The following is a 13,796-nucleotide window of genomic DNA, read 5'->3' as shown; positions in this document are numbered from 1 at the left end:
CCCTGTTGCACCTGTTGCCTGGTTTGGCCTTTCGTGTTCGGATCGACAGTGTCCTGGCCGCGACCCACCACCACGAACGACCGCGAGAGAGCGACAGCGGAGGTACGGATGCGCAAGGAGACCCTGGAGAGCTTCGTCCTCGGGGACGTGCTCCGGTCGCAGGCGCGGGCACACCGGGCGGAGACCTTCCTGAAGTTCCGGGAAGGCGAGCTCACCTACGGCGAGGTGGACTCGATGTCCGACCGGATGGCCCGCGGGCTGGCCGCAGCAGGCGTCGGACGCGGCGACCACGTCGGCGTGATGCTGCCCAACTGCCCCGACTTCGTCCACCTGATCTTCGCACTGGCCCGGCTGGGCGCCGTCGCCGTCCCGATCAACATCGAGTACCGCGGCGAGCTGCTCCGGCACGTGCTGGCCAGTTCCGACGCCGGCTGGCTGATCATCGACGGGCCGTACGCCGACCGGCTCCCGGACGTGGCGGACCGGCTGCCCGGCCTCGGCCGCGTCATCGTCCGGGCGGGCCGCTCGGACGGCGTCCCGCTGGACGGCCTGGGCAAGCCCGCCACGCCGCTGTCGGGCCTGCTGGCGCACGGCGACGACCCGGTCTCGTCCGGCGCCCGCTTCTCCGACCTCCAGTCGATCATGTACACGTCCGGCACCACGGGGCCGTCCAAGGGGGCGATGGTCCCGCACGCGCTCGCGCTGACCTGCGCGCTGGACTCGCTGGACTTCCTGGACCGCTGGGGCAAGACGATCTACTGCCCGCTCCCGCTGTTCCACGCCGCCGCGCTCTGGGACGGGATGCTGTCGGCGCTGCTCGGCGGCGGGTCCATCGCGATCGTCGAGCGGTTCAGCGCCTCCCGCTTCTGGGACGACGTGCGCCGCTTCGACGCCCAGGTGACGATGAGCGTGTTCTCGATGCTGCCGATCCTGCTCAACGCGCCCCCGTCCCCCAAGGACAAGGACCATCCGCTGGAGACGTTCTACATGGGCAAGTCCAACCTGGACGAGCCCCTGCGCGAGCGCTTCGGCGTCCGGGCCGTGGAGACCTACACCAGCACCGAGGCGGGCATCGCCACCGGCAGCCCGTACGGCGAATGGCGGCTCGGCTCATGCGGGCAGGCGCACGACGAGCGCTTCCAGGTGGCGGTGGTCGACGACCTCGACCGCGAGGTCGGCCCCGGGGAGCCGGGAGAGCTGGTGCTGCGGCCGAAGCAGCCGTTCGTGCTCACCACGGGGTATTACGGCGATTGGGAGGCGACAACCCGGTGTTTCCGGAACATGTGGTTTCACACCGGTGACCGGGTATGGCGGGATGACGAGGGCTACTACTTCTTCCTGGACCGGATGAAGGACGCCATCCGCCGCCGCGGTGAGAACATCTCGGCGTTCGACCTGGAGTGCGAGATCAACACCCATCCCTCGGTACTGGAGTGCGCGGCGTTCGGCGTGCCGTCCGAACTGGAGGACGAGGACATCAAGGTCTCGGTCGTCGTCCAGCCGGACACCGGCCTGGACCCGGGCGAGCTGATCGCGTTCTGCGAGGAGCGGCTGCCGCGGTCCATGGTCCCCCGCTACCTGGAGTTCGTGGCGGAGCTGCCGCGCACGCCCACCGACAAGGTCGCCAAGTACCGGCTGCGCGCGCAGGGCGACCACGGGATCACCCCGGCCACCTGGGACCGGACCGAGGAGGCCGAGTGAACTGGGAGGACACCGCCGAGGAGGCCGCGTTCCGGGCGGAGGCGCGGGCCTTCGTCCGCGACCGGTTCCCGTCCGGGTACCGGCCCGACACCGGGGCCGAGCACAGCCTGGAGCCCGAGGACGTCCTCGGCTACAACTGGCCCGCCGACCGGGTCGGCGACGACCCGGAGCGCCGGGAGGGGGCCCGCGCGTGGGCCGCGGCGCTCGCCGAGCGCGGCTGGATCGCGCCGCACTGGCCCGAGGAGTACGGCGGCGCCGGGCTGTCGGCGCTGGAGGAGTTCATCCTCCAGGAGGAGATGATGCGGGCCCGGGTGCCGATGGTGAACGGCATCGGCGCGTTCCTGCTCGGCCCGACCCTCCTCGTGCACGGCACCGAGGAGCAGAAGGCCGCCTACCTGCCGGGCATCGCGCGCGGCGAGACGACGTGGGCGCAGGGCTTCTCCGAACCCGGCTCCGGGTCGGACCTGGCCTCGCTGCGCACCCGCGCCGTCCGCGACGGCGACGTCTACGTGGTCGACGGCCAGAAGGTGTGGACGTCCCTCGGGCAGTACGCCGACAAGCTGTTCGTCCTCGTCCGGACCGATCCGGGCGCCGAGCCCGCGCACCGCGGCATCACGTTCCTGCTGGTCGACGCCGCCGCGCCCGGCGTGACCGTCCGTCCCATCACCGACCTGCGCGGCGACGCGCCGTTCTGCGAGATCTTCTTCGAGGGCGTGCGGGTGCCGGTGGCCGACCGGGTCGGCGAGGAGAACCGCGGCTGGTACGTCGCCATGACCGCGCTCGGGTTCGAGCGGGCCGGCATCGGCGCGACGATCAAGTACGAGCAGGCGCTGTCCGAGCTGGTCGGGTACCTGCGGTCGGCCGAGGGACGCGCGGTGGCCCGCACCGGCGCCGGGACGTCCCTGCGCCGGGAGATCGCCCGCCGCCACACCGAGGTCCGGGTGCTCTACAACCTGGCCCGCTACACCGTGTCGCGGCAGGCGTCGGGCGAGGAGCCGGGCTACGAGGCGTCGGTCAACCAGCTCTTCGGTGCCGAACTGCACCAGCGGCTGGCGCGCACCGGCGCCGCCGCGTTCGGACGGTCCGCCGCGCTCTGGGGGCGCGGCGACGCGCCGCTGAACGGCGTCTTCACCCACATGCGACTGGACTCGGTCGCCGCCACCTTCCTCGGCGGCACCTCCGAGATCCAGCGGAACGTCATCGCCACCCGGGGCCTGCACCTGCCCCGCCGCTGAGCGGCGGCCCCGGCCGCGCCCGACCGTCACCACCAACTGAGAGGAACGCCCATATGCCCGGGAACGCCTACGAGACCGTCGACCTTCAGATCGAGGAGCGGGTGGCCTGGCTGACCCTGAACCGTCCGGACAAGCTGAACGCGCTCACCCCCACGACGATGCGCGAGCTGCGGCAGATCTTCACCGACCTCGACGACGACGAGGACGTCTGCGTGGTGGTGCTGCGCGGGGCGGGCGAGCGCGCCTTCTGCGCCGGGATGGACCTCGGCTGGTCCGAGACGCTCACCAAGAGGGAGCGGATCGAGCAGGGCCGGCTGGGCGAGAAGACGTTCGCGATGATGGAGCGGCTGTCGATCCCCGTCATCGCGGCCGTGCACGGCTACGCCGTCGGCGGCGGGCTGGAGCTGGCGCTGGCCGCCGACTTCATCGTGGCCTCGGAGAACGCCAAGATGGGCCTGGTCGAGATCACCCTGTCGGCGCGCCCGCCGTACCGGCCGAAGATGACCGAGGACGGCGACCCCGACCAGCCCGAGTTCGGCGGCTCGGCGCCCGGCTGGGGCGGGGTGAAGCGGCTGCCCGAGCGGATCGGCAAGGCGCGCGCCAAGGAGCTGCTGTTCACCGGCGTCCGGCTCGACGCCGAACGAGCCCTGCGGATCGGGCTGGTCAACGACGTGTACCCGGCCGACGAGTTCGACAAGCGGGTCGGCGAGCTGGCCGAGCGGATCGCGGCGATGAACCGCTACAACCTGCGCCTGGTCAAGGAGCTGGTCGCCGGCGGCTACGACTGGATCGAGCCGCACCCGAGCTGACCGCGCCGAGCGAGAGAACAGGAGGAGGACCAGTGCGGATCTACCGGATCGACCATATCGGCCAGGTGGCGCCCAACCTCGAGCCACAGGTCGCGCTGCTGGAGCGGCTGTTCGGGTTCACACGGGTGCGGAGCTGGGACAGTCCCGCCGAGGGCTGCCGAGGCGCGCGGCTGGCCGTGCCCGGAAGCTGGGGGCAGGCGTGGGAGGTGCTGGCGCCGTCCGGCGACGACTCCCCCGTCCAGGCCTACCTCGACGACCACGGGGGCCGCGCCGGCCTGCACCACGTCGGCGCGGAGGTGCCCGACCTGGACGCCGTCCGCGCCGAGCTGGAGGGACGCGGCATCAAGCCGTCGAGCTCGGCGGACGGCGGCTGGATCGAGGCCTCGCTCTCGCCGCCCGAGCACGGGCCGGGCGTGCTGTTCCGGCTGCGCGGGCCCGGCGGCTCCGGGCTGTGCGGCGACGAGCCCGGCGCGGCCGTGCTCGGCGGCGCGGCGGACGCGGGCACCGGGCCGTCGCTCGGGATCGTCGCGCTCGACCACGTCTGCCAGGCGTTCCCCGACCGCGACGAGCTGGCCCGCTGGTACGCGGACCTGGCCGGGTTCGCGCACGTCTGGCGGACCCCGGACGACGAGCATCCCGACATGGCCGACCTGGTGATGAACATCCCCGGCTCGGCCATCTGCTGGGAGATCATCATGCCGCGCGGCGAGGACTCGTTCATCGAGCGGTTCTGGGACCGCAACGGCGCCGCCGCGCACCACGTCACGTTCGAGGTCGCCGACTGGGACCGCGCCATGGCGGCCTGCGCCCACCACGAGACGCCGACGTTCGGCGAGAACGAGGGCAGCACCGACGGCGCCGCCTGGCGCGACGCGTTCATCCATCCCAAGCACACCGGCGGCGTCCTCGTCCAGCTGTTCTGGGAGGAACGGCCCGGCGTGTGGGTCCGCTCCGACAAGATCCCGCCGACATGGACCTGACCCTCACCGAGGACCAGGAGCTGATCGCGTCCACCGCCCGCGAGCTCCTGGAGGCCCGGAAAGAGACGGCGGGCGCGCGGGCGGTGCGCGACGACCCGGCCGGATATTCGGCGGCGCTGTGGAAGGAGATGGTGGAGCTCGGTTGGACCGGGCTGCCCTTCGCCGAGGAGCACGGCGGGCTCGGCGCCGGGTACCTCGAGGCCTGCCTGGTGTTCGAGCAGCTCGGGTACGCGCTGGTGCCGAGCCCGCTGCTGACCACGGTGGCGTGCTGCGGCCTGCCGATCGCGCGGTTCGGGACCGCCGAGCAGCGGGAGCGGTGGCTCGGCGCCATCTCCCGCGGGCACGTGCTGGCGTGCGCCCCGCTCCCCTGGGACCGTCCGGGCGACGGGCCGGTCGCCACGGCGGACGGCGACGGGTTCCGGCTCGACGGCACCGCCCGGCTCGTCCCGTATGCGGGCGCCGCGGGCGACCTGCTGGTGGCGGCGTGGACGGACGGCGGAGGCGGCGGAGGCGGGGGCGGGGGCCGGAGCGACAGCAGCGGCGAGGCCAGGGCGTTCCTGGTGGACGCCACCGACCCCGGAGTGACGCTCCGTCCCACCGAGACGGTCGGCGCCGACCGCCCGCAGGACGTCGGGTTCGCGGACGTGCGGGTGCCCGCCGACCGGGTCGTCGGCACCGACGGCGCGGCTCCGGAGGCGATCTCCGCCTTCGGCGCCGCCGCGGTCTGCGCGGAGATGACCGGGGCGGCGCAGCGGGTCCTGGACATGACCGTCGAGTACGCCACCACGCGGGAGCAGTTCGGCACGTCGATCGGCACGTTCCAGGCGGTCCAGCACCACTGCGCCGACATGGCGATCGACGTGCTGGGCTCCCGGTTCATCGCCTACGAGGCGGTCTGGCGGCTGTCGGCGGGCTGGGAGGCGGTGCAGGAGGTGTCGATGGCCAAGGCGTGGGTGAGCGAGGCGTACCAGCGGGTGTGCGCGCTCGGCCACCAGGTGCACGGCGCGATCGGCTTCACCGAGGAGCACGACCTGCACCTGTTCACCCGGCACGCCATGACCTCGGCGCTGGCCTTCGGCGACGACGACATGCACCTCGAGCGCCTCGCCACCGGGCTGGGCCTCGACCTCCCGGACCGTGCCGGCGGCTGACCACACCTCCCGTGCCGGCGGCCGACCGGGCCGCCGGCACGGGCCCGGGCGCGGGCCTCCAGGCAGGGGCCTCCACGCACGGGCCTCCACGCACGGGCAGCCAGGCGCGGCGCCCGTGCCGGTTCACCCCTGCCCATGGGCGGGGCGAGCTGGCATGCTCTCGCGTACGGGTCTGCCGGCCCGCGAGCAGCACCGCACCAGGAGGCTTGGATGAGCGCCAACGGCCGTTCCGGCGAGGACACCGTCGACCCCGCGGACGCCGGGGCGTCCGATCTCGTCGCCCGTGCCCGGCGGCACGCCCTCGGCGACCTCCTGCGCCGCACCGCGCTCCGGTACCCGGACCGGATCGCCGTGGTGGACGGGACGCGGCGGGCCACGTACGCCGAGTTCGACGCGGGCGTGAACCGGGCCGCCCGCGCGCTCGCGGCCCGCGGCCTCGCCAAGGGCGACCGGCTGGCGCTGCTCTCGCACAACTGCTGGGAGTACGCGGTGCTGGTCTTCGCCACAGCGCGGCTCGGCGCGGTCCTCGTGCCGGTGAACTTCATGCTCGGCGCGGAGGAGATCGCCTTCATCCTGACGCACTCCGGCGCGGCCGGCATGATCGCCGAGGACGCGCTGGTCCCGGTCGCGGACGCGGCCCTGGCCGCCGCCGGGGTGACGGGCGGCGTGCGCGGCGGCATCGGCGGTGACCGGGGCGTCGCCGGGACCGGCTGGGAGGACGTGGCGGGCTGGATCGACGGGCCCGGCGACGCCACCGAGCCGGACGTGCTGGTCGGCGACGACGACCCGCTGCGGCTGATGTACACCTCCGGCACCGAGTCGCGGCCGAAGGGCGTCATGCTGTCCAGCCGCTCGCTGATCGCGCAGTACGTGAGCTGCGTGGTCGACGGCGAGATGAGCGCCGACGACATCGAGGTCCACTCACTGCCGATGTACCACTGCGCACAGCTCGACTGCTTCTTCTCCGTCGACGTGTACCTGGGCGCGACGAGCATCCTGCTGCCGCAGCCCGACCCCGCCCTCCTGCTGGAGACGATCGAGCGCGAGCGGGCCAGCAAGCTGTTCGCGCCGCCGACGGTGTGGATCTCGCTGCTGCGGCACCCCGACTTCGGCACCCGCGACCTGTCGTCCCTGCGCAAGGGCTACTACGGCGCGTCCGCGATGCCGGTGGAGGTCCTCGGCGAGATCCGGCGCCGGCTGCCGGACGTGCGGCTGTGGAACTTCTACGGGCAGACCGAGATGTCGCCGCTGGCCACGATCCTCGGCCCGGACGAGCAGCTCTCGCACGCGGGCTCGGCCGGACGGGCCTCGCTCAACGTCGAGACCCGGGTCGTGGACCCCGCTGGCCGGCCGCTGCCGCCCGGTGAGGTCGGCGAGATCGTGCACCGCAGCCCGCACGCCGCGCTCGGCTACCACAACGACCCGGAGCGGACCGCCGAGGCGTTCGCGGACGGCTGGTTCCACTCCGGCGACCTCGGGATCCTGTCCGCCGACGGCCATCTGTCGGTGGTCGACCGGAAGAAGGACATGATCAAGACCGGTGGCGAGAACGTCGCCAGCCGCGAGGTCGAGGAATGCCTGCACGGCCTCGACGGCGTCGCCGAGGTCGCGGTGTTCGGCCTCCCCCACCCGCGCTGGATCGAGGCCGTCACCGCGGTGGTCGTGCCCAGGGACGGCGCGGACCTCACCCCCGAGCGAGTCCTCGCGCACGCGCGCGAGCACCTGGCCGGGTTCAAGCGGCCCAAGCACGTGGTGCTCGCGGACGCGCTGCCGAAGAACCCGAGCGGCAAGATCCTCAAGCGGGACCTCCGCGAGCGGTACGCCGGCCTCGCCGCCCCCGATCCGGGCTCCGCCGCCGCGTCCATCCCCGCGTCCGCACCCGTCCCCGCGGCCGTGTCCGACGGCGACGACGCCTGACTCTCTCGAGATCAAGACAGGTAGGCTGTCCACTATGCAGGATGAGGTCGACAGGCTGGTCCATGCCTGGAACACCGAGCGTCCGGATCTCGACGTCCAGCCGCTGCACGTCCTCAGCCGGGTCTCCCGCCTGGCCCGCCATCTCGACCGCGCGCGCCGCGCCGTCTTCGTCGCCCACGACCTGGAGCCCTGGGAGTTCGACGTGCTGACCGCGCTGCGCCGCGCGGGACGTCCCTACCGACTCAGCCCGGGCCGGCTGCTGCGCGCGACCCTGGTCACCTCCGGCACCATGACCAACCGGATCGACCGGCTCGCCGCCGCCGGTCTGGTCGAGCGGCACCCCGATCCCGCCGACAAGCGCGGCGTCCAGGTCAGCCTCACGAAGGCGGGCCTGACCAGGGTGGACGCCGCGTTCGCCGATCTACTCTCCCGCGAACACGCCATCCTCGACGGCCTCAGCCCCGGCGAGAGCGACGCGCTCGCCGGACTCCTGCGCACCCTGCTCATCCCGTTCGACAGCGGCACCGAGGCTGGCCACACCCCCTGACCCCCGAGCCCCCGTCCAAGGGCCAGGGCGGGTCGCCGGTGGTCAGGAGGATCCGCGGGTCAGCCCACGTCCTCGGCGAGCATCAGCCACTCCTCCTCGACCTGCTCGGCCTCGGACTGGATCTCCTTGAGGCGCGCGTCCAGCTCCTGGAGCCGGGCGTAGTCGGTGGCGGCGGCGGCGAGCTGCTCGTGCAGCCCGGCCTCCTGCTCGGCGAGCTTGCCGAGGCGGCGTTCGAGCCGGTCAAGTTCCTTGCGGGCCTTCCAGTCCTGCCCGCCCGCGGCCTTGCCGGCGGGCTTAGCACCGGACGCACCGCCGGGCTTGGCGGCCGGCTGGGCGGCGGTGCCCGCCTGCGCCGGAGATCCGGCGGCGGCACGGCGGTCGAGGTACTCCTCGACGCCGCCGGGGAGCATCGCGACGCGGCCGTCCCCGAGGAGGGCGACGACATGGTCGGTGATCCGCTCCAGGAACCAGCGGTCGTGGCTGACCACGACCAGGGTGCCGGGCCAGCCGTCGAGCAGGTCCTCGACCTCGGTGAGCGTCTCGATGTCGAGGTCGTTGGTGGGCTCGTCCAGCAGCAGCACGTTCGGCTCAGCCATGAGCAGCCGCAGGATCTGGAGGCGGCGCCGCTCGCCGCCGGACAGATCGCCGATCGGGGTCCACTGCCGGTCGCCCACGAAGCCGAGGCGCTCCAGGAGCTGGCCCGCGGTCCAGTCGCGCTTGCCGACGGTGATCCGGCGCTTGATCTCCTCGACCGACTCCAGCACCCGGCGGGACGGGTCGAGCTCCTCCAGGTTCTGCGACAGGTGCGCGAGCTGGACGGTCTTACCGCGGACGACCTTGCCCGCCGACGGGGTGACGGCGCCGTCGAGCAGGCGCAGCAGCGTGCTCTTCCCGCTGCCGTTGACGCCCACCAGCCCGATCCGGTCCCCCGGCCCGAGCCGCCAGGTCAGGTGCTCGAACAGGTCGCGGTCGCCGACCCGGACCCGGACGTCCTCGATGTCGTAGACCGTCTTGCCGAGACGGGCGGTGGCGAAGCGGGTGAGCTCCATCGAGTCGCGCGCCGGCGGCTCGTCGGCGATCAGCGCCTGCGCCGCGTCCACCCGGAACTTCGGCTTGGACGTGCGGGCCTTGGCGCCGCGGCGCAGCCAGGCCAGCTCCTTGCGGAGCAGGTTCTGCCGCTTGGCCTCGGTGGCGGTGCTGATCCGCGCGCGTTCGGCCTTGGCCAGCACGTACGCGGAGTAGCCGCCCTCGTAGCGCTCGACCCGGCCGTCGACGACCTCCCAGGTGCGGTCGGTGACCTCGTCCAGGAACCAGCGGTCGTGCGTGACCACCAGCAGCGCGACCTTGCGGTTCTTCAGGTGGCCGGCCAGCCAGGCGATCGCCTCGATGTCGAGGTGGTTGGTGGGCTCGTCCAGGATCAGCAGATCGGACTCGGGCACCAGCAGCCGGGCGAGCGCGACGCGGCGCCGCTCGCCGCCGGACATCCCGGCGAGGGGCGCGTCAAGGTCGAGCCCGGTGAGCAGCCCGCCGAGGATGTCGCGGACGCGCGTGTCGCCGGCCCACTCGTGCTCGGCCCGGTCGCCGAGGACGACCCCGCGGACCGTCGCGCCCTCGGCGAACTCGTCCCGCTGGGTCAGGTAGGCGAGCCGCACACCGCGGGCATGGGTCACCCGGCCGCCGTCCGGCTCGGCCACCTTGGCGAGGATGGAGACCAGGGTGCTCTTGCCGCCGCCGTTGCGGCCGACGACGCCGACCCGGTCGGCGTCGTCCAGCCCGAGGGAGACGGCGTCGAGCAGCGGCTTGGGCCCGTAGGACTTGGTGACGTTCTCAAGGTTGATCAGATTCACGACAGCATCAAGGCTAGTGCCAACGGGCGACCGGATGGACGCGCGGGCCCCCGGCCCCCCACCACCCAGGCCCCTGACGCCTCACCCTCCACCGGCGTCCGTTAGCCCAACGAGGGGCCCCTGGACGCGTGAGATTCGAGGGCATGTGTGCGTACTTGTGCACACTCGCCCCCATCCCCAGATCAGAGGCAGGGAACGTCAGGAGCCAGGAGGCTTGGGCGAATCATCAGGACCCGCCTGCGGGGGCCGGTCAGGCCGCACGGGCTGCGGAGGCTCCGGGAGCTGTCCGGGGTACGAGGGCCGGCCGGGGATGCCGGGTTGCGTGGGCTGATCCAGGTACGGGGACTGCTCGGAGTACGGGGCCTGGCCCTGCTGCGGCCCCTGCATGGGGAGGGGGGCCTGCCCCGGGTACGGGGGCTGTCCGGGGTACGGCGGGTGCCAGCCGGGCCGGCCGGGCTGGATGCCGCGGTTCTTCCCGCCGGTCAGGATGGCCACGATGATCAGCCCGAACAGGAGGCACGGCAGGCCGATCAGCACCAGCAGGATGAGAATCACTAAGCCCGCCATGAGATGGCCTCCGGAGGTCGAGGGGTGGGCGCGATGTCCGGCCCCTGCGGGTAGGCCGTCCCGTCAAACGACCGTAGCGCCGGAAACCGGGCCTGACGAGCGCACCACCGAACCCGCGAGGCCGGTGGCGAGCAGCGCCTCCGACAGCTCGCCGGCATGGTCGTCGCTCTCGGCCAGGAACGCGCAGGTGGGTCCCGACCCCGACACGACGGCGCCGATCGCGCCGAGATCGCGTCCGGCCGTGAGCGTCCGGCGCAGCGACGGCCGCAGCGCGAGCGCGGCCGGCTGGAGATCGTTGACGAGCGCGGCGCCGAGGGACTTGGCATCGCCGGTGGCGAGGGCCGCGATCAGCTCCTCGGAGACCTCCGGCCAGGGCGCCTGCTCGCCCCCGGCCGCGCGGATCCGGTCGCACTCGGCGTAGACCGCCGGGGTCGACAGGCCGCCGTCGGCGGTCGCGAAGACCCAGTGGAAGGTGCCCCGGGTGAGCACCGGGCTGAGCCGCTCGCCCCGCCCGACGCCGATCGCCGTCCCGCCGAGGACCGAGAACGGGACGTCGCTGCCGAGCTCGGCGCCGAGCTCGATCAGGTCGTCCCGGCTGAGCCTGGGCTCCCCCGGGTCGTCCCACAGGCGGGCGCACGCCACCAGGGCGGCGGCGGCGTCGGCGCTGCCGCCCGCCATGCCGCCCGCGACCGGGATGGCCTTGCGGATCCGCAGCCGTACCAGCGGCTCGACGCCGAGCCGGGCCGCGACGAGCCGGGCCGCGCGGACGGCGAGGTTGTCGCCGTTCACCGGCACCTCGCCGATCGCCACCTGGGCGTCCGGGGCGGCCTCGACGCTCACCTCCAGCCGCCCGGCGGGCTCGGCCGTCACCTCGTCGAAGAGGGACACGGCGTGGAAGACGCTGAGCAGGTCGTGGTACCCGTCCTCGCGGAGCGGCCCGACGCCGAGCTGGAGGTTGACCTTCGCGGCGGCGCGTGCAATCACTGCGGTCACGGCACCAGAGCGTACGGGATCAGCCGCCACCGGTGACCGGGAGGTTGCGCGGGTTGAAGTACGGAGTGGTGGCGATCTCGCGGAGCGCGGAGACGGCCTGCTTGTCGCCCGCCACCGAGAACATCCGGCGCTTGTCCCTGGCGTCCTCGGCCTGCTCGTCGGAGTTGAAGTAGACCACCGCCTTGACCTGCGGGTCCTGGAGGGTCTGCGCGGCCTTGCGGAGCCACTCCGCGCGCCGTCCGGCGTAGGACTCGGGCACCCCGAACTCTGCGATCATGACCGGTTTCGGCCGTTCCCTGGCCCACTCGGTGAACAGCTTCAGCGACTCCGACAGGTCCCGGTAGTCGTAGTCGCCGCCCGGCTGGGCGTCCGCGCAGATCCAGTCGACCTGGTCGTCGCCGGGGTAGTACGCGGGGGCGTTGCGGGAGCCGAAGCCGCGGGCCGTGGGGCACCACACCCAGGCCACGTTGTCGACCTTCTCGGCCTTGAAGATGCCGCGCAGCCGCTTCCACGCCGCGATGAAGTCGGCGGACGAGTGGATCTTCTGGTCCTGGAGACCGGGCTTGTCCATGTCGCGCTGCCAGCGCAGGAAGACCGGCTTGCCGGTGGCCTTGATCGCCCGCGCGCGGGCCTTGATCAGCGCGTCGTGCTTCCCCCGGATGATCTCCTTGGTGTCGGCACCGGCCCAGGTCAGCAGCAGGTAGCGGTTCCCGGCCAGGACCGCGGCGTCGCCCTCGGTCGGGAACTCCGACTTCCAGCCCCGGTAGCTCTGCACGATGTCGAGCTGCCGTCCGAGCTCATGCTCGAACCCGCCCACCGCCCCCGGGACCGGCCTGCCCTTCGCCCCGCCGGACGGCGCGCCCGAAGGCGCGCCGGAACCACCCGCGGACGTCTCCGCACGCGGCTTCCCGCTCGCTCGGCCGGACGTGGCGCCGGCCGAGTCGGGCGGCACCCAGGCGCCGAAGTAGGCGCCCTGCTTGGGCGGTGTGGGGGCCACGCCCGCCCGCGCGGTGGTCGTGATCTTCGGTGTGGCGCCCGCGCCGCTACCGCAGCCGCCCGCCGCGACCGCCATCACGGCCAGTGCCGCCACGGGAAGTGCCACGACGGCCACCCCCGTCCGCGAACGCCCCATCACCATGATCCTCCGCCTCGTTCCCGTCCAGTGCGCCCCCAGGACGATACTGGGCAACCCGCGCAAAGGAGGTCACGTCCAGCGCTTCTCCCCGAGCTTGTGGATCAACGTCCGCGGCGCGCAGGGCGCGCTCGGCTCCGGCCGGGGACCCGGCCCAGCCCGCCAGCGCCGCACGCAGCGTCTTGCGGCGCTGCGCGAAGGCCGCGTCGATCACGGCGAACACCTCCGCGCGGGACGCGGTGGTCTCGGGCTGCTCTCCCCGGGTGAATGAGACCAGACCGGAATCGACATTCGGGGCAGGCCAGAACACGGCGCGGCCGACCGGTCCGGCCCTGCGCGCGGACCCGTACCAGGCGAGCTTCACCGACGGCACCCCGTAGACCTTGCTGCCGGGCGGCGCCACCATCCGGTCGGCGACCTCCGCCTGCACCATGACCAGCGCGCGCCGCAGCGACGGCATCGTGGCAAGAAGCTGCAACACGACCGGCACCGCGACGTTGTACGGCAGGTTGGCGACCAGCGCGGTCGGCTCGGGCCCCGGGAGCGGACCGGCGATCCGCAGCGCGTCGGCCCGGACGACCTCCAGCCGTCCGGCCAGCTCCGGCTCGCGCGCCGCCACCGTCACCGGCAGCGCCGCCGCCAGCGCCGCGTCGATCTCGACCGCGACGACCGCGCGCACCTCCGGGAGCAGCGCCAACGTCAGCGACCCGAGCCCCGGCCCCACCTCGATGACGACGTCACCGGGGTCCAGATCGGCCGCCCGGACGATCCTGCGGACCGTGTTGGCGTCGATGACGAAATTCTGCCCGAGTGTCTTGGTCGGCCGGATGCCGAGCCGCTCCGCGAGCTCGCGAACGTCGGCCGGGCCGAGCAAACCGTGTCTGTCCCCCACGGTTCCAGTCTGTCAGGTCCACAGA

At 73.2% G+C, this 13,796-nt stretch carries 12 protein-coding genes; 7 read left to right on the top strand and 5 right to left on the bottom strand.

Going from position 1 to position 13,796, the window contains the following annotated elements; translation table 11 throughout:
- The first annotated feature begins 108 nt into the window (after positions 1-108).
- The 7 genes from OHA34_RS29345 (at position 109) to OHA34_RS29315 (ending at position 8,340) form a co-directional block, all read left to right on the top strand.
- A complete protein-coding gene (locus tag OHA34_RS29345) occupies positions 109-1,701 on the top strand; it encodes an AMP-binding protein (RefSeq protein WP_285938152.1) in 1,593 nt (530 codons plus the stop codon).
- Entirely contained in the window at positions 1,698-2,936 is a 1,239-nt protein-coding gene (locus tag OHA34_RS29340; protein WP_329519536.1) for an acyl-CoA dehydrogenase family protein, read from the top strand. Before OHA34_RS29345 ends, OHA34_RS29340 begins: the two co-directional genes overlap by 4 nt.
- Positions 2,937-2,989: 53 nt before the next feature.
- Positions 2,990-3,745, top strand: coding sequence for an enoyl-CoA hydratase/isomerase family protein (locus OHA34_RS29335; RefSeq protein WP_285938154.1), 756 nt, complete (start codon positions 2,990-2,992; stop codon positions 3,743-3,745).
- Positions 3,746-3,777: 32 nt separating this feature from the next.
- A complete protein-coding gene (locus OHA34_RS29330) occupies positions 3,778-4,725 on the top strand; it encodes a VOC family protein (RefSeq protein WP_329519535.1) in 948 nt (315 codons plus the stop codon).
- The gene (locus OHA34_RS29325) at positions 4,716-5,876 is read left to right on the top strand and encodes an acyl-CoA dehydrogenase family protein (protein ID WP_285938156.1); all 1,161 of its coding nucleotides are present in this window, start codon (positions 4,716-4,718) and stop codon (positions 5,874-5,876) included. The genes OHA34_RS29330 and OHA34_RS29325 overlap by 10 nt, the downstream gene beginning before the upstream one ends.
- 210 nt (positions 5,877-6,086) lie before the next feature.
- Positions 6,087-7,793: an acyl-CoA synthetase gene (locus tag OHA34_RS29320; RefSeq protein WP_329519534.1), complete on the top strand. Its 1,707-nt coding sequence runs from the start codon at positions 6,087-6,089 to the stop codon at positions 7,791-7,793.
- A 34-nt stretch (positions 7,794-7,827) separates the two neighbouring features.
- Positions 7,828-8,340, top strand: a complete 513-nt coding sequence (locus OHA34_RS29315; RefSeq protein ID WP_285938158.1) for a MarR family winged helix-turn-helix transcriptional regulator — start codon at positions 7,828-7,830, stop codon at positions 8,338-8,340.
- A 59-nt stretch (positions 8,341-8,399) separates the two neighbouring features.
- On the opposite strand, the gene OHA34_RS29310 is transcribed toward OHA34_RS29315, so the two are convergent.
- From OHA34_RS29310 to rsmA, 5 genes are all read right to left on the bottom strand, one after another.
- On the bottom strand, positions 8,400-10,187 hold the full coding sequence (locus OHA34_RS29310; RefSeq protein ID WP_329519533.1) for an ABC-F family ATP-binding cassette domain-containing protein: 1,788 nt from the start codon (positions 10,185-10,187) through the stop codon (positions 8,400-8,402).
- A gap of 198 nt (positions 10,188-10,385) precedes the next feature.
- Entirely contained in the window at positions 10,386-10,742 is a 357-nt protein-coding gene (locus OHA34_RS29305; protein ID WP_329519532.1) for a hypothetical protein, read from the bottom strand.
- 75 nt (positions 10,743-10,817) lie between these two features.
- Complete coding sequence (locus OHA34_RS29300) at positions 10,818-11,738, bottom strand: 4-(cytidine 5'-diphospho)-2-C-methyl-D-erythritol kinase (RefSeq protein WP_285938619.1); 921 nt, start codon at positions 11,736-11,738, stop codon at positions 10,818-10,820.
- Between the two features lie 28 nt (positions 11,739-11,766).
- A complete protein-coding gene (locus tag OHA34_RS29295) occupies positions 11,767-12,849 on the bottom strand; it encodes a glycoside hydrolase family 26 protein (RefSeq protein ID WP_285938161.1) in 1,083 nt (360 codons plus the stop codon).
- Complete coding sequence (rsmA, locus tag OHA34_RS29290; RefSeq protein ID WP_285938162.1) at positions 12,791-13,771, bottom strand: 16S rRNA (adenine(1518)-N(6)/adenine(1519)-N(6))-dimethyltransferase RsmA; 981 nt, start codon at positions 13,769-13,771, stop codon at positions 12,791-12,793. Before rsmA ends, OHA34_RS29295 begins: the two co-directional genes overlap by 59 nt.
- Positions 13,772-13,796 lie beyond the last annotated feature (25 nt).

The organism is Spirillospora sp. NBC_01491 (assembly GCF_036227065.1).
In the GTDB taxonomy this organism is placed as follows: Bacteria; Actinomycetota; Actinomycetes; order Streptosporangiales; family Streptosporangiaceae; genus Spirillospora; species Spirillospora xylanilytica.
Note: the sequence above shows the minus strand (reverse complement) of the source record. Positions and strands in the feature narration are given on the sequence as shown.

What these genes read in the sequence shown, in the direction of transcription:
- OHA34_RS29345 (WP_285938152.1), top strand. Translation starts at nt 109, where the DNA reads ATGCGCAAGGAGACCCTGGAGAGCTTCGTCCTCGGGGACGTGCTCCGG.
- OHA34_RS29335 (WP_285938154.1), top strand. Translation starts at nt 2,990, where the DNA reads ATGCCCGGGAACGCCTACGAGACCGTCGACCTTCAGATCGAGGAGCGG.
- OHA34_RS29325 (WP_285938156.1), top strand. Translation starts at nt 4,716, where the DNA reads ATGGACCTGACCCTCACCGAGGACCAGGAGCTGATCGCGTCCACCGCC.
- OHA34_RS29320 (WP_329519534.1), top strand. Translation starts at nt 6,087, where the DNA reads ATGAGCGCCAACGGCCGTTCCGGCGAGGACACCGTCGACCCCGCGGAC.
- OHA34_RS29315 (WP_285938158.1), top strand. Translation starts at nt 7,828, where the DNA reads ATGCAGGATGAGGTCGACAGGCTGGTCCATGCCTGGAACACCGAGCGT.